The organism is Photorhabdus sp. RM96S, assembly GCF_042879335.1.
In the GTDB taxonomy this organism is placed as follows: Bacteria; Pseudomonadota; Gammaproteobacteria; order Enterobacterales; family Enterobacteriaceae; genus Photorhabdus; species Photorhabdus kayaii.
Map to the genome: position 1 here is coordinate 66,989 of NZ_JBHFKT010000008.1, position 17,322 is coordinate 84,310.

A 17,322-nucleotide genomic window follows, 5' to 3' on the forward strand; every position below is an offset into this window, starting at 1 on the left:
AAGTCCTGGGGTTTTGACATTGAAGGTAACCTAACATGAAACTCAGAGCCAGAGACAATGTTCTCGATCTTTCCCGCCCACAAGTAATGGGTATTTTGAATGTGACTCCAGATTCATTTTCTGATGGAGGGGCTCATAATACTCTGGATATGGCCTTACAACATGCTGAGAAGATGATTAATGAAGGCGTTGCGATCATTGATATCGGTGGGGAATCTACCCGTCCGGGAGCTGATGAAGTTAGTGAACAAGAAGAAGTGGATCGTGTTGTTCCGGTTGTTGAGGCTTTAGCTCAACGATTTAATATCTGGATTTCTGTTGATACCTCGAAAGCATTGGTGATGAGTGAGTCAGCAAAAGCTGGCGCCCATTTGATTAACGATATTCGTGCATTACAAGAGCCTGGTGCTTTGGAAAGCGTAGCTAAATCTGGCTTACCCGTTTGCTTGACGCATATGAAAGGCCAGCCACGTACTATGCAAGATGCTCCACATTATGAAAATTTGTTAATAGAAGTGAACCAATTTTTTACTGAGCAAATTAAACGTTGTGTGATGGCAGGGATAACAAAAGATAAACTTGTTCTTGATCCTGGCTTCGGTTTTGGCAAGAACTTGACGCATAATTATCAGTTATTGGCACATTTAAACCAATTTCATCAATTTGGTTTACCTGTGCTAGCAGGAATGTCACGTAAATCTATGATAGGTCAGTTGCTTCATGTACCGCCACAAGAAAGGGTTACCGGTAGTGTAGCTTGCGCAGTTATCGCTGCTATGCAAGGAGCGCAAATTATCCGGGTACATGATGTCAAAGAAACCGTGCAGGCAATGCACATTGTCGGAGCAACACTTTCAGCAAAGGAAGAAAAGAAATTATGAGTAACCGCAAATATTTTGGTACCGATGGTATCCGTGGCAAAGTGGGCGATAGCCCAATTACGCCAGATTTTGTGTTAAAGCTTGGTTGGGCTGCGGGTAAGGTACTGGCTCGTCATGGTTCTCGTAAGATCATTATCGGTAAAGATACCCGTATTTCTGGCTATATGCTGGAATCTTCTTTAGAAGCAGGTTTAGCTGCGGCTGGCTTATCTGCTTCGTTCACTGGTCCTATGCCAACACCTGCTGTTGCTTATCTGACCCGAACTTTCCGTGCTGAAGCTGGAATTGTTATCTCTGCTTCTCATAATCCTTATTATGATAACGGTATTAAATTCTTCTCTATTGATGGTACGAAACTGCCGGATGATGTGGAAGAAGCGATTGAAGCTGAAATGGAAAAGCCACTGACTTGTGTGGAATCCGCAGAGTTAGGGCGCGCAAATCGTATTGTTGATGCTGCTGGTCGTTATATCGAATTCTGTAAAGGTACATTTCCAAGTGAGCAAAGTCTTAATGGATTGAAAATTGTACTTGATTGCGCTAACGGTGCGACTTACCACATTGCTCCAAATGTACTCAGAGAACTAGGGGCTGATGTTGTGACGATTGGCTGTGAACCAAACGGTATCAATATTAATGAAAAGTGCGGTGCTACCGATGTTCGTTTGTTGCAACAACGTGTTGTAGAAGAGAAAGCAGATGTTGGTTTGGCATTTGATGGTGATGGTGACCGCGTTATTATGGTTGACCATTTGGGACAGAAAGTTGATGGCGACCAGATCCTTTATATTATTGCCCGTGAAGCATTGAGACAAGGACAACTGCGTGGTGGCGTTGTTGGTACGCTGATGAGTAATATGGGATTGGAGTTAGCATTGAAGCAGCTTGGTATCCCATTTTTGCGTACTAAAGTGGGTGACCGTTATGTGCTGGAAAAATTGCAGGAAGAAGGCTGGCGTTTAGGGGCCGAAAACTCTGGTCATGTTATCTTACTGGATAAAACAACTACGGGTGACGGCATTGTTGCTGGCCTTCAGATTCTGAGTGCTATGGTGCGTAACCATATGAGTTTGCACGATCTGTGTAGTGGTATGAAACTTTTACCGCAGGTGCTGGTAAATGTTCGTTTCTCCGGTTCACACGATCCACTTAAATCGGAAAGCGTAATGAATACGACTAAATCTGTTGAAGCTGAATTAAATGGCCGTGGACGGGTATTGTTACGTAAGTCTGGTACTGAGCCATTGATTCGTGTCATGGTAGAGGGTGAAGATGATGTACAAGTCACTGCTTTGGCACATCGTATTGCTGATGCAGTGAAACGCGCTGGTTAATTTGTTGTTTTTTTCTTCAAGTGATTATGATTATTGAAATTAACCTTGCGTATCAGATGTGGTTTGGTTAGTATTCAGACCCACTCAGTCAGGTGATTAACCTGTTTGAGTGGGTGATGCGGTATAAGGTAGCCACGTAAACCGTGGTAAACCCCACGAGGACATAGGTACGACATATGTATGAAGCTCTTTTAGTTGTTTTCTTGCTAGTTGCTATGGGGCTAATTGCCTTGGTTATGCTACAGCAGGGTAAAGGTGCTGATATGGGTGCTTCCTTTGGTGCGGGTGCCTCTGCAACGCTGTTTGGTTCATCGGGCTCTGGTAACTTTATGACTCGTATGACTGCGCTTTTCGCCACTCTGTTTTTTATTATTAGTTTGGTGCTTGGAAATATGACCAGTAACCAAACGGGTGTAAGCAGTAAATGGGAAAACATTGGCGAGCCTGCTAAAGCTGAGAAACCAATGGAGATTCCGACGGTCCCGGCAGCACCAAATAGTGATATTCCGCAGTAATCGTCACAAGAAAGAATTGAAATGGGGTTGTTTAATCAACGATAACCTCATAGTAGTGCCGAGGTGGTGAAATTGGTAGACACGCTACCTTGAGGTGGTAGTGCCCACACTAGGGCTTACGGGTTCAAGTCCCGTCCTCGGTACCATTATTCGGATAGCTTGCGTTTTTGCAGCTATCGGCGTAATATTTGCCACGTTTTCGAACGCGGGATGGAGCAGCATGGTAGCTCGTCGGGCTCATAACCCGAAGGTCGTCGGTTCAAATCCGGCTCCCGCAACCACTTCTTAAATTAAGATGCACTTTTTTGAACGAAATAATTCAGCAATATTTGAAATATTGGTTCTGATTTAAAGGGGCATGAAGTGAGTGGTTGAAGCCACTGGCAGCAAATAGGGTCCAGTTGCATAAAGCCCCGAATTTCGGGGTTTTTTGTTATTTGACAACAGAACTACTGGGCTAATTAGCCCTTTTTTTATGTCTTGGGGGTGGGCTTGTCCACATTAGAGCAAAAATTAACAGCGATGATTTCAGCACCAGTTGAAGCTTTAGGCTTTGAGTTAGTCGGCTTGGAGTTTATTCGTGCACGTGTTTCTACATTGCGGATTTATATTGATAGTGAGAATGGTATCACTGTTGATGATTGTGCTGATGTTAGCCACCAGGTCAGTGCGGTATTGGATGTCGAAGATCCTATCTCAGTGCTTTATAACCTGGAAATTTCTTCACCTGGCTTAGAGCGTCCATTGTTCACGGCTGAACATTACCAGCGTTTTATTGGTGAGGAAGTCAGTCTGGTTTTACGTATAGCAATGCAAAACCGTCGGAAATGGCTGGGCATTATCAAAACTGTCGACGGCGAAATTATCACGGTTACGGTGGATGGAAAAGATGAAGTGTTCGCACTGAGCAACATCCAGAAAGCGAACCTGGTACCCCACTTTTAAAGTTCGGATGAGGCAACTAGGATGAATAAAGAAATTCTGGCTGTTGTGGAAGCGGTTTCCAACGAAAAATCCCTTCCACGCGAAAAGATCTTCGAGGCGCTGGAAACAGCATTGGCCACAGCCACCAAGAAAAAATATGAACAAGATATTGATGTTCGTGTCAGCATTGACCGTAAATCTGGCGATTTTGACACTTTCCGCCGTTGGTTAGTTGTTGAAGAAGTGACTCAGCCGACTCGTGAAATTACGCTGGAAGCGGCTAGATTTGAAGAGCCTGAAATCGATTTGGGTAGCTATACCGAAGATCAAATTGAATCAGTAACGTTTGATCGTATTACAACGCAAACCGCTAAACAGGTTATTGTACAAAAAGTACGTGAGGCTGAGCGCGCTATGGTTGTTGACCAGTTCCGCGAACAGCAAGGTGAGATCATCACCAGTGTAGTTAAGAAAGTCAATCGTGAGAATATCACTCTTGATTTGGGCAATAACGCTGAAGCCGTTATCCTTCGCGAAGATATGTTACCAAGGGAAAATTTCCGCCCAGGTGACCGCGTGCGTGGTGTACTGTATGATGTTCGCCCTGAAGCACGAGGTGCGCAACTGTTTGTCAGTCGTTCCCGCCCGGAAATGCTGGTTGAACTGTTCCGTATTGAGGTTCCGGAAATTGGTGAGGAGCTAATTGAAATTAAAGCTGCTGCCCGAGATCCGGGTTCTCGCGCTAAGATTGCAGTAAAAACGAATGACAAGCGTATCGATCCGGTAGGTGCTTGCGTTGGCATGCGTGGTGCGCGGGTACAGGCTGTTTCCAGTGAACTGGGCGGCGAACGAATCGATATCGTACTGTGGGATGATAATCCTGTTCAGTTTGTCATTAATGCTATGGCTCCGGCTGATGTTGCATCTATTGTTGTCGACGAAGACAAGTGTACGATGGATGTTGCCGTTGAAAGCAACAACTTAGCGCAGGCTATCGGCCGTAATGGTCAAAATGTGCGCCTGGCTGCGCAGTTGTTGAAAAAACACCGTGGTGATGACAAATGGGAATTAAATGTCATGACTGCTGAAGAGTTACAAGCAAAACATCAGGCAGAAGCTCATGCTTCTATTGATACATTCACTAAGCATCTCGATATTGATGAAGAATTTGCTACCGTTCTAGTCGAAGAAGGGTTCTCAACTCTGGAAGAATTGGCCTATGTACCAATTAAGGAACTTCTGGAAATTGAAGGCATTGATGAGGAAACTATCGAAGTCCTGCGTGAACGTGCGAAAGCTGCTTTAACTACTCTGGAACTGGCTCAGAAAGAAAGCCTCAGTGATAAACAACCAACTGAAGAGTTGTTAAATCTGACTGGTATGAATCGTACTCTGGCATTTGACCTGGCTGCCCGTGGCATCTATACGCTGGAAGATCTTGCCGAGCAGGGTATCGACGACCTATCTGATATTGAAGGTTTGAATGATGAGAAAACAGGCGAGCTCATCATGGCTGCCCGAAATATCTGTTGGTTTGGCGATGATGCGTAATAAACCGTAGCAGGAAGGAACAGCATGACAGATGTAACCGTAAAATCACTGGCAGAAGAGATACAGACTTCAGTTGATCGCCTGGTACAGCAATTTGCTGATGCAGGGATTAAAAAAACCGAAACTGATTTAGTCTCCCAGAAAGAAAAAGAAGCTTTACTGGCACATTTGAACCGCGAACAAGGTGGTTCAGCTGGTAAACCCGATAAATTAACATTGCAGCGTAAGACACGTAGTACGCTGAATGTTTCAGGCACCGATGGTAAAAGCAAACCGGTAGCCGTTGAGGTCCGCAAAAAGCGTACATATGTGAACCGCGATGCAGTTGAACAGGCTAAAGCGGAAGATCAGGCGAAGCGTGAAGCGGAAGAGCAAGCACGGCGCGAAGCAGAAGAAAAAGCGCAACGCGAAGCCGAAACAGCAGCGAAGAAACTCGCTGAAGAGCAGGCTAAACGTGAGGCAGAAGACAAGGCCAAACGTGAAGCAGCTGAAAAAGCTAAGCGCCCGGCAGCGGAAAATGAAAAAGTGACCAATCAACATACCGAACATAAACAAAAACCAGCACAGACTGATAAAACAACTCAAAGTGAAAAAGCACGCCGTGAAGCAGAAGCTGCCGATCTTAAGCGTAAAGCAGAAGAAGAGATGCGTCGTAAGGTAGAGGAAGAGGCTAAACGCGTTGCTGAGGAAGCTCGTCGTATGGCTGAAGAGAATCAGGATAAGTGGTCAAGTGATTCAGATTCCATTGATAGCGATGATTATCATGTCACTACCTCCCGTCATGCCCGTGCAGCAGAAGACGAAAATGATGCTAAAGTTGAAGGTGATCGTCGTGCCCGCAGTCGTAGTGGTAAGGCTACTCGCCAGAAGAAGAATAATAAACATTCTGAATCTAAAGCAGATCGTGAAGAAGCCCGTGCAGTTGGTCGTACAAAAGGCAAGCAACGTAAAACCAGTACATTGCAACAAAGCTTCAATAAGCCTGTAGCTGCTGTTAACCGTGATGTTGTGATCGGTGAAACTATTACAGTTGCTGAATTGGCGAATAAAATGGCTGTCAAAGGTTCTCAGGTCATCAAAGCCATGATGAAAATGGGTGCAATGGCAACCATCAACCAGGTGATCGATCAGGAAACTGCACAGCTGGTTGCTGAAGAAATGGGTCATAAAGTTATCCTGCGTCGTGAGAATGAGCTGGAAGAAGCGCTGATGAGCGACCGCGATATAGGTGAAGCTGTTGCTGAATCGCGCGCGCCGGTTGTGACCATCATGGGTCACGTTGATCACGGTAAAACTTCTCTGCTGGATTATATTCGTTCTACGAAAGTTGCTTCTGGTGAGGCGGGTGGTATTACCCAGCATATCGGTGCTTACCATGTTGAAACTGAAAGTGGCATGATTACTTTCCTAGATACTCCAGGGCATGCTGCATTTACTTCAATGCGTGCACGCGGTGCAAAAGCTACCGACATCGTGGTCCTGGTTGTTGCTGCTGATGATGGCGTGATGCCTCAGACTATCGAAGCTATTCAGCATGCAAAAGCAGCGAATGTGCCTGTAGTTGTTGCGGTTAACAAGATCGACAAACCAGAAGCTGATCCGGATCGCGTGAAGAGTGAGCTTTCTCAGCACGGTGTTCAGCCTGAAGAATGGGGTGGTGAAACTCAGTTTATCAATGTATCCGCTAAAGCGGGTATTGGTATTGATGAATTGCTGGACGCAATCTTACTTCAAGCTGAAGTTCTTGAACTAAAAGCAGTCCGTTCTGGTATGGCAAGCGGCGTTGTTATCGAATCATTCTTGGATAAAGGCCGTGGTCCGGTTGCGACAGTGCTGGTTCAGGAAGGTACTTTGAACAAAGGTGATATAGTACTTTGTGGCTTTGAATATGGACGAGTTCGGGCAATGCGTGACGAGCTAGGTCGTGAAGTGTTCTCCGCAGGGCCATCTATTCCAGTGGAAATCCTTGGCCTATCCAACGTACCTGCGGCTGGTGATGAAGCAACGGTTGTACGTGATGAGAAGAAAGCTCGTGAAGTTGCTCTGTATCGTCAGGGTAAATTCCGTGAGGTCAAACTGGCTCGCCAGCAGAAGTCTAAACTGGAAAACATGTTTGCTAACATGGAAGAAGGTGAAGTTTCTGAATTGAATATTGTTCTGAAATCTGACGTTCAGGGATCATGTGAAGCGATCCGCGAAGCATTGGAACAATTGTCTACTGATGAAGTGAAAGTGAAAATCATCGGCTCTGGCGTAGGTGGTATTACTGAAACTGATGCAACACTGGCTGCTGCTTCTAATGCAATTATTCTAGGCTTCAATGTTCGCGCCGATGCTTCTGCACGCCGAGTTGTTGAAAATGAAAGTTTGGATCTGCGTTATTACTCTGTTATCTATAGCCTGATTGATGAGGTTAAACAGGCAATGAGTGGTATGCTGGCGCCTGAATATAAACAGCAGATCATGGGACTAGCAGAAGTTCGTGATGTGTTTAAATCACCGAAATTTGGTGCGATTGCAGGTTGTATGGTGACCGAAGGTACTATTAAACGCAATAATCCAATTCGCGTGTTGCGTGATAACGTAGTGATTTATGAAGGTGAATTGGAATCCCTTCGCCGCTTTAAAGATGACGTTAACGAAGTCCGTAATGGCATGGAATGTGGTATCGGTGTTAAGAACTACAACGATGTTCGTGTTGGTGACATGATCGAAGTATTTGAAGTTATTGAAGTTAAACGATCTATCGCTTAATTCCTACCACTGGTTAATTTCATTATTGGGGGGCTTTTGCCCCCCAAATGTCAGGAGATATAACAATGGCAAGAGAATTCAGTCGTACTCAGCGCGTTGCACAGGAAATGCAAAAAGAGATTGCCATCATTTTACAGCGAGAAGTGAAAGATCCCCGAATCGGTATGGCGACTGTTTCTGGCGTTGAAGTTTCTCGTGATTTGGCTTATGCCAAAGTATTCGTCACCTTTCTGAATGTGTTGACTGAAGAACATGATTCCGATGTGGTAAAGAATGGTATTAAGGCATTGAATGAAGCTTCTGGTTTTATTCGCTCTCTGCTGGGTAAAGCAATGCGTTTGCGTGTCGTGCCAGAACTGACTTTCTCCTACGATAATTCCCTGGTAGAGGGGATGAGGATGTCCAATCTGGTTACTAATGTTGTAAAGAATGATGAACAGCGCCGGGCTTCTGTGGATCACAAAGAGGAGAAGTAATGGGGCATCGTCGTCGCGGTCGTGATATACATGGTGTGTTGTTACTGGATAAGCCGCAGGATATTTCTTCTAATGATGCGTTACAAAAAGTAAAACGTATTTTCAACGCTAGCAAAGCTGGTCACACTGGCGCGTTGGATCCACTGGCAACCGGTATGCTGCCGGTTTGCCTTGGTGAAGCGACGAAGTTTTCCCAGTTCTTACTTGATTCTGACAAGCGTTATCGAGTGATAGCTCGTCTTGGTCAGCGAACTGACACATCTGATTCACACGGGCAAATCATCAGTGAAAGGGCAATCCGGTTAAGTCAGGTTCAGCTTGATGCAGCTTTGGATAAATTCCTTGGTGATACCATGCAAATTCCTTCCATGTATTCTGCACTGAAATATCAGGGAAAACCATTGTATGAGTATGCTCGTCAGGGTATTGAGGTAGAACGCGAAGCACGGCCAATTACAGTCTATGAATTACAGTTTATCCGTTGGGAAGATGATGAACTGGAATTGGAAATACACTGTTCGAAAGGCACTTATATTCGCACTATTATTGATGATTTAGGTGAATTATTAGGCTGTGGTGCTCACGTTATTTATTTAAGACGTTTACAGGTAGCGCATTATCCAAATGATTGCATGGTGACACTTGAGCAATTATATGAATTACAAAAGCAAGCCAAAGATCAGGAAATACCTGTGGGCGAATTAATTGATTCATTACTATTACCAATGGATAGTGCAATTGCTCATTTCCCAGAGGTTAATTTGATTCCAGTAGTTGCGGCTTATTTTAAACAAGGTCAGGCGGTGCGCAGTGCCAAATCCCCAGCTTTAGTTGAAAGTATGGTACGCGTAACTGAAGGTGATGAACGGAAATTCATTGGCATTGCTGTTATCAATGATGATGGGCTTGTTGCTCCCCGCCGTTTAGTTGTTGAAAGTCGGGATTAGGGTATTTTGGGTTATCTTGCGCTTAACTTATTTGCAGCGTAGAATAGCGCAGTTATATGTTGGGTGGCTGAATTAGAGATCGGCACCTGTAATTTTAGTTTATATATTTTTGGAGTTGTAATATGTCTCTAAGTACTGAAGCAAAAGCGCAAATTATTGCTGAATTTGGTCGTGATGCGAATGACAGTGGCTCTAGTGAAGTACAGATTGCTTTGTTAACTGCACAGATTAACCACTTGCAAGGCCATTTTTCAGAGCACAAAAAGGATCACCACAGCCGTCGTGGTCTGCTGCGCATGGTTTCTCAGCGTCGTAAACTTTTGGACTATCTGAAGCGTAAAAATGTAACAAGTTACACTGCGCTGATTGGGCGTCTTGGCCTGCGTCGCTAATCAAGCAAGTTTCAGTGGAAAGGGGCCATATATGGCCCCTTTTCTTCTGAGAAGCCATCATAGATAACAGCACAAAAATGCTGGTGGTGGTTTTTGTTAAGGCTCTTCAGTTACAGAGGTTCGCGCGGCTAATGAGAGTGCTTAAGGGAGTAAGACCTGTCGTTAGTCGCGAGGATGTGGCATGGAGAGATCATTCATTGTTGTCTGCTGAATATAAAAGGCAATGTTAACGAAAGGATATTATTTTGCTTAATCCGATTGTTCGTAAATTTCAATATGGTCAACATACCGTTGCTATCGAAACAGGTATGATGGCCCGCCAGGCCACAGCTGCTGCCATGGTCAATATGGATGACACGGCTGTATTTGTCACTGTTGTTGGTCAAAAGAAAGCAAAAGAAGGTCAGGATTTCTTTCCACTGACTGTTAACTATCAGGAGCGTACTTATGCTGCTGGTCGTGTTCCAGGCAGCTTCTTTCGTCGTGAAGGTCGTCCAGGTGAAGGAGAAACGTTAGTCGCTCGTTTGATTGATCGTCCTCTGCGTCCTCTGTTCCCGGAAGGTTTCCTGAACGAGGTGCAGATTGTAGCAACAGTTGTTTCTGTTAACCCGCAAGTTAACCCAGATATTGTTGCAATGATCGGTGCTTCTGCTGTGTTGGCACTATCTGGTATCCCGTTCAATGGCCCAATTGGCGCTGCTCGTGTTGGTTATATTAATGATCAGTATGTGCTGAACCCAACCAGTGATGAGCTGAAAAATAGCCGTTTGGATCTGGTGGTTTCAGGTACTGCTGGTGCTGTTCTGATGGTTGAGTCTGAAGCAGACATTCTAACTGAAGAGCAAATGTTAGGTGCGGTAGTATTCGGCCATGATCAACAACAGGTGGTTATTGATAACATTAATGCGTTGGCTGCGGAAGCAGGCAAAGAAAAATGGAATTGGGTGCCAGAACCTGTTAATCAAGCGTTGCATGACCGGGTAGCTGAATTGGCAGAAGGCCGTCTGGGTGATGCTTATCGTATCACTGAAAAACAGGAGCGTTATGCTCGGGTTGATGCTATTAAAGAGGAAGTTACGGCAGCGCTGTTGGAACAGGATGAGGCTTTAGAAGAAGCTGAAATCCATGAAATTTTGGGTAGCTTAGAGAAAAAAGTTGTTCGTAGCCGAGTCTTGTGTGGTGAACCACGTATTGATGGTCGTGAAAAAGATATGGTGCGTGCATTGGATGTACGTACTGGTGTTCTGCCCCGAACTCATGGCTCTGCGCTGTTTACCCGTGGTGAAACTCAGGCTTTGGTTACTGCGACTTTGGGTACAGAACGTGATGCACAGATCATTGACGAGTTGATGGGAGAGCGTACAGATCGTTTCCTATTACACTACAACTTCCCTCCATATTCTGTTGGTGAAACAGGTATGATGGGTTCACCAAAACGTCGTGAAATTGGTCATGGTCGTCTGGCCAAACGTGGTGTGGCGGCAGTTATGCCAAAAGCTAACGAATTCCCATATACCGTTCGGGTTGTTTCTGAAATCACGGAATCAAACGGCTCGTCTTCAATGGCATCTGTTTGTGGAGCATCTCTTGCGTTAATGGACGCGGGTGTGCCGATTAAAGCTGCTGTTGCTGGTATTGCAATGGGGTTAGTGAAAGAAGGCGATAATTTTGTTGTTCTGTCTGACATCTTGGGTGATGAAGATCATTTGGGAGACATGGACTTTAAAGTAGCGGGTAGCTGTGAAGGTATCAGCGCTCTGCAAATGGACATCAAAATTGAAGGCATTACCCGTGAAATTATGCAAATTGCTCTGAATCAAGCAAAAGGTGCGCGTTTGCATATCCTGAGTGTAATGGAACAGGCAATTAACAGCCCACGTAATGATATTTCTGAATTTGCACCACGTATTCATACTATTAAGATCAATCCTGATAAGATCAAAGATGTTATCGGTAAAGGTGGTTCAGTTATCCGTGCACTGACAGAAGAAACTGGTACTACCATTGAGATTGAAGATGATGGCACAGTGAAAATTGCTGCAACTGATGGTGAAAAAGCAAAACATGCCATCAGCCGCATTGAAGAAATCACTGCTGAAATCGAAGTTGCTCGTGTTTACATTGGTAAAGTAACCCGCATCGTTGATTTTGGCGCGTTTGTTGCTATCGGTGGTGGTAAAGAAGGTCTGGTACATATTTCTCAGATTGCTGATAAGCGTGTTGAGAAAGTGGCTGACTATTTGCAGGTTGGTCAGGAAGTCTCAGTTAAAGTTCTGGAAATTGATCGCCAGGGTCGTGTTCGTCTGAGCATTAAAGAAGCGACAGTCGGCGTAATTGCCGAGGATACACCACTGGCACCACAATCAGCAGAATAAATTTGATGTTATAAACGGCGTCTTGTAAAAAAGCGCCGTTTATAGACTCAGGGCAGGAGGCCCAATAAATGCAATATGGGTGATAGGGCATTCTTAATTAATGTCTGACTTTCGGGAGTAGGAAATGAATCTTTTTCTGCGCTGGTGTTATGCTGTAGCAATACTTCTTTTGGCAGGATGCAGCAGCAAGGATTGGCGTAAAAACGAAGTTTTTGCTATTCCGTTACAACCTTCATTGCAACAAGAAGTCATTCTGGCTCGTATGGAACAGATTCTTGCGAGTCGGTCATTGACAGAAGATGAGTACGCACAGCTTTTATATGAGAGAGGTGTGCTGTATGATAGTCTCGGGCTAAGGGCTTTGGCACGGAATGATTTTTCTGTTGCCTTATCTATTAGGCCTAATATTCCAGAGATTTTTAATTATCTGGGAATTTACTTCACACAGGCTGGCAATTTTGATGCCGCCTATGAAGCGTTTGATTCTGTATTAGAGCTTGATCCAACTTACAATTACGCGCGTCTTAACCGTGGCATCGCGTTGTATTACGGTGGTCGGTATAAGTTAGCGCAGGATGATCTGCAGGCGTTTTATCAAGACGATCCAAATGATCCTTTCCGTTCGTTGTGGGTGTACCTGGTGGAAAAGGAATTTTATCCTAAAGGGGCGATGGTGAACTTGTCGCAACACTACGAAAAAGCGAACCGGGGGCAATGGGGCTGGAATATAGTTGAATTCTATTTAGGCAAAATTAGTGAATATACATTGATGAACCGCTTGAAAGAGAATGCAACGGATAACACTTCGCTCGCTGAGCATCTCAGTGAAACTGACTTCTATTTAGGTAAACATTACCTAAGTCTGGGGGACAAGGATAGCGCATCTGCGTTATTCAAGCTGACGGTAGCTAACAATGCACATAACTTTGTTGAGCACCGCTATGCATTGTTGGAATTGGCGCTGTTAGGCCAGGAACAAGATGACCTATCAGAATCGGACCAGCAATAGCTGACGAACATTTCGAGATCGATTAGTAAAGTCCATCATCTTGACCGATGAGGGCTTGTTTGTTCGTTTAATTAAATACTTTGAGCCAGTTCACATTTTAAATGAAAATGACCGAAATTTTTTTCGATGCGTTATGTAGACTGGCCGCCATAACTAATGAGGCACCATTACATGACCACTGAGACTGAAATCTCTTTTGCTGATCTGGGTTTATCAGCACCTATCCTTTCTGCACTGGAAGATCTTGGCTATGAAAAGCCATCTCCAATTCAGCAACAATGTATTCCCCATTTATTAAATGGCCGTGACGTACTGGGCATGGCGCAGACGGGGAGTGGTAAAACAGCGGCATTCAGTCTGCCTTTACTGCATAATATCAATGCTGAGTTGAAAGCTCCGCAGATCCTTGTGTTGGCGCCGACCCGTGAACTGGCGGTACAGGTAGCCGAAGCGTGCGCAGATTTTTCTAAACATATGCGTAACGTGAATGTTGTTGCACTGTATGGTGGGCAACGTTATGACGTTCAGTTACGTGCTTTACGTCAAGGGCCACAAATTGTTGTGGGTACACCAGGACGTCTTCTGGACCATCTGAAGCGTGGTACGTTGGATCTGTCTAACCTGAGCGGTTTAGTTTTGGATGAAGCAGACGAAATGCTGCGTATGGGCTTTATCGAAGATGTTGAAAACATCATGAGCCAGATCCCTGCTGAACATCAGACTGCGCTGTTCTCTGCAACTATGCCAGAAGCTATCCGTCGCATTACTCGTCGTTTTATGAACGATCCGCAAGAAGTGCGTATCCAAGCGAGTGTAACGACTCGTCCTGACATCAGCCAGAGCTATTGGTCTGTTTACGGTATGCGTAAAAATGAAGCTTTGGTGCGTTTCCTTGAAGCTGAGGATTTTGATGCCGCGATTATTTTTGTGCGTACCAAAAATGCAACGTTGGAAGTAGCAGAAGCACTGGAGCGTAATGGCTACAACAGTGCGGCGCTAAACGGTGATATGAACCAGGCACTGCGTGAGCAGACATTGGAACGTCTGAAAGATGGCCGTTTGGATATTTTGATTGCAACTGATGTTGCAGCACGTGGCTTGGATGTTGAGCGCATCAGTCTGGTTGTTAACTATGACATTCCAATGGATGCGGAATCTTATGTTCACCGTATTGGCCGTACTGGCCGTGCAGGTCGTGCAGGTCGTGCTCTGTTGTTTGTAGAAAACCGTGAACGTCGCTTGTTACGTAACGTTGAACGTACAATGAAGCTGACTATCCCGGAAGTTGAACTGCCAAATGCTGAATTGCTAAGTCAGCGTCGTCTGGAAAAATTTGCTACTAATGTACAGCAGCAATTGGAAAGTAGCGATCTGGATCAGTACCGTACTCTGCTGTCTAAACTGCAACCTGCGGAAGATTTGGATATAGAAACGCTGGCAGCCGCATTATTGAAAATGGCACAGGGTGAGCGCCCGTTGATTCTGCCTCCGGATCCGGTTCGTCGTCCTCGCCGCGAATTCAACGAACGTGATGATCGTCGTCGTAGTGGCTTTGATGATCGTGGCGAACGTAGTGATCGTCCTCGTCGTGAACGCCGTGATGTCGGTGAAATGGAGTTGTACCGTATTGAAGTGGGTCGCGATGATGGTGTTGAAGTTCGTCATATCGTTGGTGCGATTGCTAACGAAGGTGATATCAGCAGCCGTTATATTGGCAACATCAAATTGTTTGCAACGCATTCCACGATTGAATTGCCAAAAGGCATGCCAGGTGATTTGTTATCCCACTTTACCCGTACCCGCATTTTGAATAAGCCAATGAATATGCAGTTAATGGGTGATGCACAACCATTTGAACGCCGCGAACGTCGTGGTGGTGGGCGTAACGGTAACAGTAACGGTAATGGTAATGGTAATGGCCCCCGTCGTGATCGTGAGAGTTTCAATGGTGGTGGCCGTCGCTTCAATGGTGAACGCCGCAGTGGTGAAGGTCGTGGTGAAGGCCAAAGCCGTAGCAGTTTCCGTGGTCGAGGTGATGATAATGGTTCATCTGCTCCACGCCGTCGTTATAACAATAGTAACGCACAGTAATCACCTGGACTGATATTTAAATAATAAAGCGGCTCTTTTTACAGGAGCCGTTTTTGTTGCCAGTTAATTGTTTCAATATTTTTATAATAAAAAAAGCTGCTTTTTATACAAAAGGCAGCTTTTAATATACAGAAAGAGATCAGTTACTTAATGCTTCAACGGGATTACCTGCACTGCGGGTGCGCCATAGTTTCAGCCATTGAATAATGGAAGAGACCATAATCACAATGCCGAGGATAACCATCACAATGGAGATTGTTCCGTTGAAGATGTTGAAACCTTTTGTTGCGGAGTTGAAGTAAATATTCTTCACCATCCAGTAAGCAGCATAGTTCACAGTAACGTACAGGTAAGCGAGTGGTATCAGGCAGGTCAGCATATACCAGCGTTTTTCGGACAGACGTAGGATAATTGTTGCACCAATCATCAGGCCGATGGACGCCATTAATTGATTAGAGACACCGAATAGCGCCCAGACTGAATTGATATCGCCGGAATTCAGTAGGTAGCCCCACAGTAAACAGGCAACGATACTGCAACCAATGGAACCTGGTAACCAGTTAATGCGTTTCAGAGGTGCCCAGATATCGCCCAAGAAATCTTGCAGCAGGTAACGGGCAACACGTGTACCGGAATCAACCGCTGTCAGGATAAATACAGCTTCGAACATGACGACGAACTGGAAGAAGTAGGATGCTAACTGGCTGAACCAAGGAATGCGAGTGAAGATATCTGCCATACCAACTGCCAATGTGACTGCACCACCGGTACGGCCATATAGATCCAGACCAATTTCCTGACTCAGTTGTGGTAGATGGATAACATCCATACCTAGTGTAGCAAAGACCTCTGGAGAGGAGTTAATCGCAAAATAGTCAGCAGGATATAGAGAAGTGGCAGCGATCAATGCCATGACGCCAACGACACACTCTGCCAGCATGGCACCGAAACCAACTGGCAGAATATCACTCCACTTATCGATCTGTTTTGGTGTTGTGCCAGAGCCGATAAATGCATGAAAACCAGAAATAGCGCCACACGCGATGGTAATAGAGATAAACGGCCACACCGGACCAGCCAGTACAGGGCCATTACCATGAATAAATTCAGTGACTGCCGGGAATTGGATCTCTGGATTAATAAAGATGACTCCCACAACTAGCGCGCCGAATACGCCGATTTTCATAAAACTAGAAAGGTAACCTCGGGGAGTCAGTAGCATCCATACTGGCAGAGCGGTTGCAAAAAACGCATAGATTGGCAGCACCAAGCTAACAGTTGATGTACGTAGACTTAGCCATTCACCGAAAGTAGATGTTTGAATGTAAGGGCCGACAATCACACAAGCCATGATGGTGATAATACCTACCCAAGTTGCTCCGCGCATATTACCTGTGAAGTGCTCCCATAGACCGACACCGATTGCGACCGGAATGGTCATAAATACTGCAAATGTTCCCCAGGGATTACGCTCTAGCGCGTGAACAACCACCATGGATAGACCAGCCATAGTAATAGTAATGATGAACAGCATTGCAAGGCCGGTGCACCAACCAGCAATTGGGCCAAGTTCTGTTTTGGCAACTTCTGACAGGGATTTACCACTGTGTTTCATTGAGGCGAATAAAACAACCGTATCATGCACGGCTCCGCCGATAACACAGCCGATTAGTAGCCATAATATACTTGGCAAATAACCATATTGAGCTGCTAATACAGGGCCAACCAGCGGTCCTGCGGCTGCGATTGCTGCGAAGTGGCTACCAAAATTGACCCATTTTTTCGTGGGTACATAATCTTTACCGTCTTCCAGTAAATGGGAAGGTGTAACCTCGCTGTCATCTGCTTTCAGTACCTTTTTAACGAAGAATACGCCGTACAAGCGGTAGCAGATAACCAGAATACACAACGTTGCAATGACAAATGTGAGAGCGTGTTGCATTCCTCTTCTCCTGAGAGTTATAAATTTTTACTCGTATCTTGTCATAGGTAAAGGAAGCTATAAGGGAGTGTCTAAGTGAGTGGTTGTATGGCGGGTTAAGTGGTCAGATTCAGCAGGTGAGCGGTGAGTAA

General features: G+C 45.1%; 14 protein-coding genes and 2 tRNA genes. 15 read left to right on the forward strand and 1 reads right to left on the reverse strand.

The window, feature by feature from the left end; translation table 11 throughout:
* Positions 1-35 precede the first annotated feature (35 nt).
* The 15 genes from folP (at position 36) to ACGF49_RS07065 (ending at position 15,249) form a co-directional block, all read left to right on the forward strand.
* Positions 36-881: a dihydropteroate synthase gene (gene folP, locus ACGF49_RS06995; protein ID WP_113041638.1), complete on the forward strand. Its 846-nt coding sequence runs from the start codon at positions 36-38 to the stop codon at positions 879-881.
* A complete protein-coding gene (glmM, locus tag ACGF49_RS07000; RefSeq protein WP_113041637.1) occupies positions 878-2,215 on the forward strand; it encodes a phosphoglucosamine mutase in 1,338 nt (445 codons plus the stop codon). Before folP ends, glmM begins: the two co-directional genes overlap by 4 nt.
* A gap of 176 nt (positions 2,216-2,391) precedes the next feature.
* Positions 2,392-2,730, forward strand: coding sequence for a preprotein translocase subunit SecG (gene secG / locus ACGF49_RS07005; protein WP_113041636.1), 339 nt, complete (start codon positions 2,392-2,394; stop codon positions 2,728-2,730).
* Positions 2,731-2,787: 57 nt separating this feature from the next.
* Positions 2,788-2,876, forward strand: a tRNA-Leu gene (locus ACGF49_RS07010).
* A 58-nt stretch (positions 2,877-2,934) separates the two neighbouring features.
* Positions 2,935-3,011: transfer RNA gene (locus ACGF49_RS07015), tRNA-Met, on the forward strand.
* Positions 3,012-3,222: 211 nt separating this feature from the next.
* Positions 3,223-3,675, forward strand: coding sequence for a ribosome maturation factor RimP (gene rimP, locus ACGF49_RS07020; RefSeq protein ID WP_146747889.1), 453 nt, complete (start codon positions 3,223-3,225; stop codon positions 3,673-3,675).
* A gap of 21 nt (positions 3,676-3,696) precedes the next feature.
* On the forward strand, positions 3,697-5,205 hold the full coding sequence (nusA, locus tag ACGF49_RS07025) for a transcription termination factor NusA (RefSeq protein ID WP_113041635.1): 1,509 nt from the start codon (positions 3,697-3,699) through the stop codon (positions 5,203-5,205).
* Positions 5,206-5,229: 24 nt separating this feature from the next.
* Positions 5,230-7,959 (forward strand): translation initiation factor IF-2, encoded by a 2,730-nt coding sequence (gene infB, locus ACGF49_RS07030; RefSeq protein WP_113041634.1) that lies wholly within the window; start codon positions 5,230-5,232, stop codon positions 7,957-7,959.
* Positions 7,960-8,024: 65 nt separating this feature from the next.
* Entirely contained in the window at positions 8,025-8,435 is a 411-nt protein-coding gene (rbfA, locus tag ACGF49_RS07035) for a 30S ribosome-binding factor RbfA (protein WP_036836733.1), read from the forward strand.
* Positions 8,435-9,382 carry a tRNA pseudouridine(55) synthase TruB gene (truB, locus tag ACGF49_RS07040; RefSeq protein ID WP_228899475.1) on the forward strand — a complete coding sequence of 316 codons (948 nt, stop codon included), beginning with the start codon at positions 8,435-8,437 and terminating at the stop codon, positions 9,380-9,382. The genes rbfA and truB overlap by 1 nt, the downstream gene beginning before the upstream one ends.
* 122 nt (positions 9,383-9,504) lie before the next feature.
* Entirely contained in the window at positions 9,505-9,774 is a 270-nt protein-coding gene (gene rpsO, locus ACGF49_RS07045) for a 30S ribosomal protein S15 (RefSeq protein WP_015836102.1), read from the forward strand.
* A 245-nt stretch (positions 9,775-10,019) separates the two neighbouring features.
* Positions 10,020-12,149, forward strand: coding sequence for a polyribonucleotide nucleotidyltransferase (pnp, locus tag ACGF49_RS07050; RefSeq protein ID WP_387490297.1), 2,130 nt, complete (start codon positions 10,020-10,022; stop codon positions 12,147-12,149).
* A 124-nt stretch (positions 12,150-12,273) separates the two neighbouring features.
* A complete protein-coding gene (gene nlpI, locus ACGF49_RS07055; RefSeq protein ID WP_113041631.1) occupies positions 12,274-13,158 on the forward strand; it encodes a lipoprotein NlpI in 885 nt (294 codons plus the stop codon).
* A gap of 107 nt (positions 13,159-13,265) precedes the next feature.
* Positions 13,266-13,340 (forward strand): protein YrbN, encoded by a 75-nt coding sequence (gene yrbN, locus ACGF49_RS07060; RefSeq protein WP_350385507.1) that lies wholly within the window; start codon positions 13,266-13,268, stop codon positions 13,338-13,340.
* Positions 13,330-15,249 (forward strand): DEAD/DEAH family ATP-dependent RNA helicase, encoded by a 1,920-nt coding sequence (locus tag ACGF49_RS07065; RefSeq protein ID WP_113041630.1) that lies wholly within the window; start codon positions 13,330-13,332, stop codon positions 15,247-15,249. The genes yrbN and ACGF49_RS07065 overlap by 11 nt, the downstream gene beginning before the upstream one ends.
* 139 nt (positions 15,250-15,388) lie before the next feature.
* Here the strand turns inward: ACGF49_RS07065 and ACGF49_RS07070 are convergent, their stop codons facing one another.
* On the reverse strand, positions 15,389-17,191 hold the full coding sequence (locus ACGF49_RS07070; RefSeq protein WP_113041629.1) for a carbon starvation protein A: 1,803 nt from the start codon (positions 17,189-17,191) through the stop codon (positions 15,389-15,391).
* Between the last annotated feature and the right edge of the window lie 131 nt (positions 17,192-17,322).

What these genes read in the sequence shown, in the direction of transcription:
- folP (WP_113041638.1), top strand. Translation starts at nt 36, where the DNA reads ATGAAACTCAGAGCCAGAGACAATGTTCTCGATCTTTCCCGCCCACAA.
- glmM (WP_113041637.1), top strand. Translation starts at nt 878, where the DNA reads ATGAGTAACCGCAAATATTTTGGTACCGATGGTATCCGTGGCAAAGTG.
- secG (WP_113041636.1), top strand. Translation starts at nt 2,392, where the DNA reads ATGTATGAAGCTCTTTTAGTTGTTTTCTTGCTAGTTGCTATGGGGCTA.
- nusA (WP_113041635.1), top strand. Translation starts at nt 3,697, where the DNA reads ATGAATAAAGAAATTCTGGCTGTTGTGGAAGCGGTTTCCAACGAAAAA.
- infB (WP_113041634.1), top strand. Translation starts at nt 5,230, where the DNA reads ATGACAGATGTAACCGTAAAATCACTGGCAGAAGAGATACAGACTTCA.
- rbfA (WP_036836733.1), top strand. Translation starts at nt 8,025, where the DNA reads ATGGCAAGAGAATTCAGTCGTACTCAGCGCGTTGCACAGGAAATGCAA.
- truB (WP_228899475.1), top strand. Translation starts at nt 8,435, where the DNA reads ATGGGGCATCGTCGTCGCGGTCGTGATATACATGGTGTGTTGTTACTG.
- rpsO (WP_015836102.1), top strand. Translation starts at nt 9,505, where the DNA reads ATGTCTCTAAGTACTGAAGCAAAAGCGCAAATTATTGCTGAATTTGGT.
- nlpI (WP_113041631.1), top strand. Translation starts at nt 12,274, where the DNA reads ATGAATCTTTTTCTGCGCTGGTGTTATGCTGTAGCAATACTTCTTTTG.
- ACGF49_RS07065 (WP_113041630.1), top strand. Translation starts at nt 13,330, where the DNA reads ATGACCACTGAGACTGAAATCTCTTTTGCTGATCTGGGTTTATCAGCA.
- ACGF49_RS07070 (WP_113041629.1), bottom strand. Translation starts at nt 17,191, where the DNA reads ATGCAACACGCTCTCACATTTGTCATTGCAACGTTGTGTATTCTGGTT.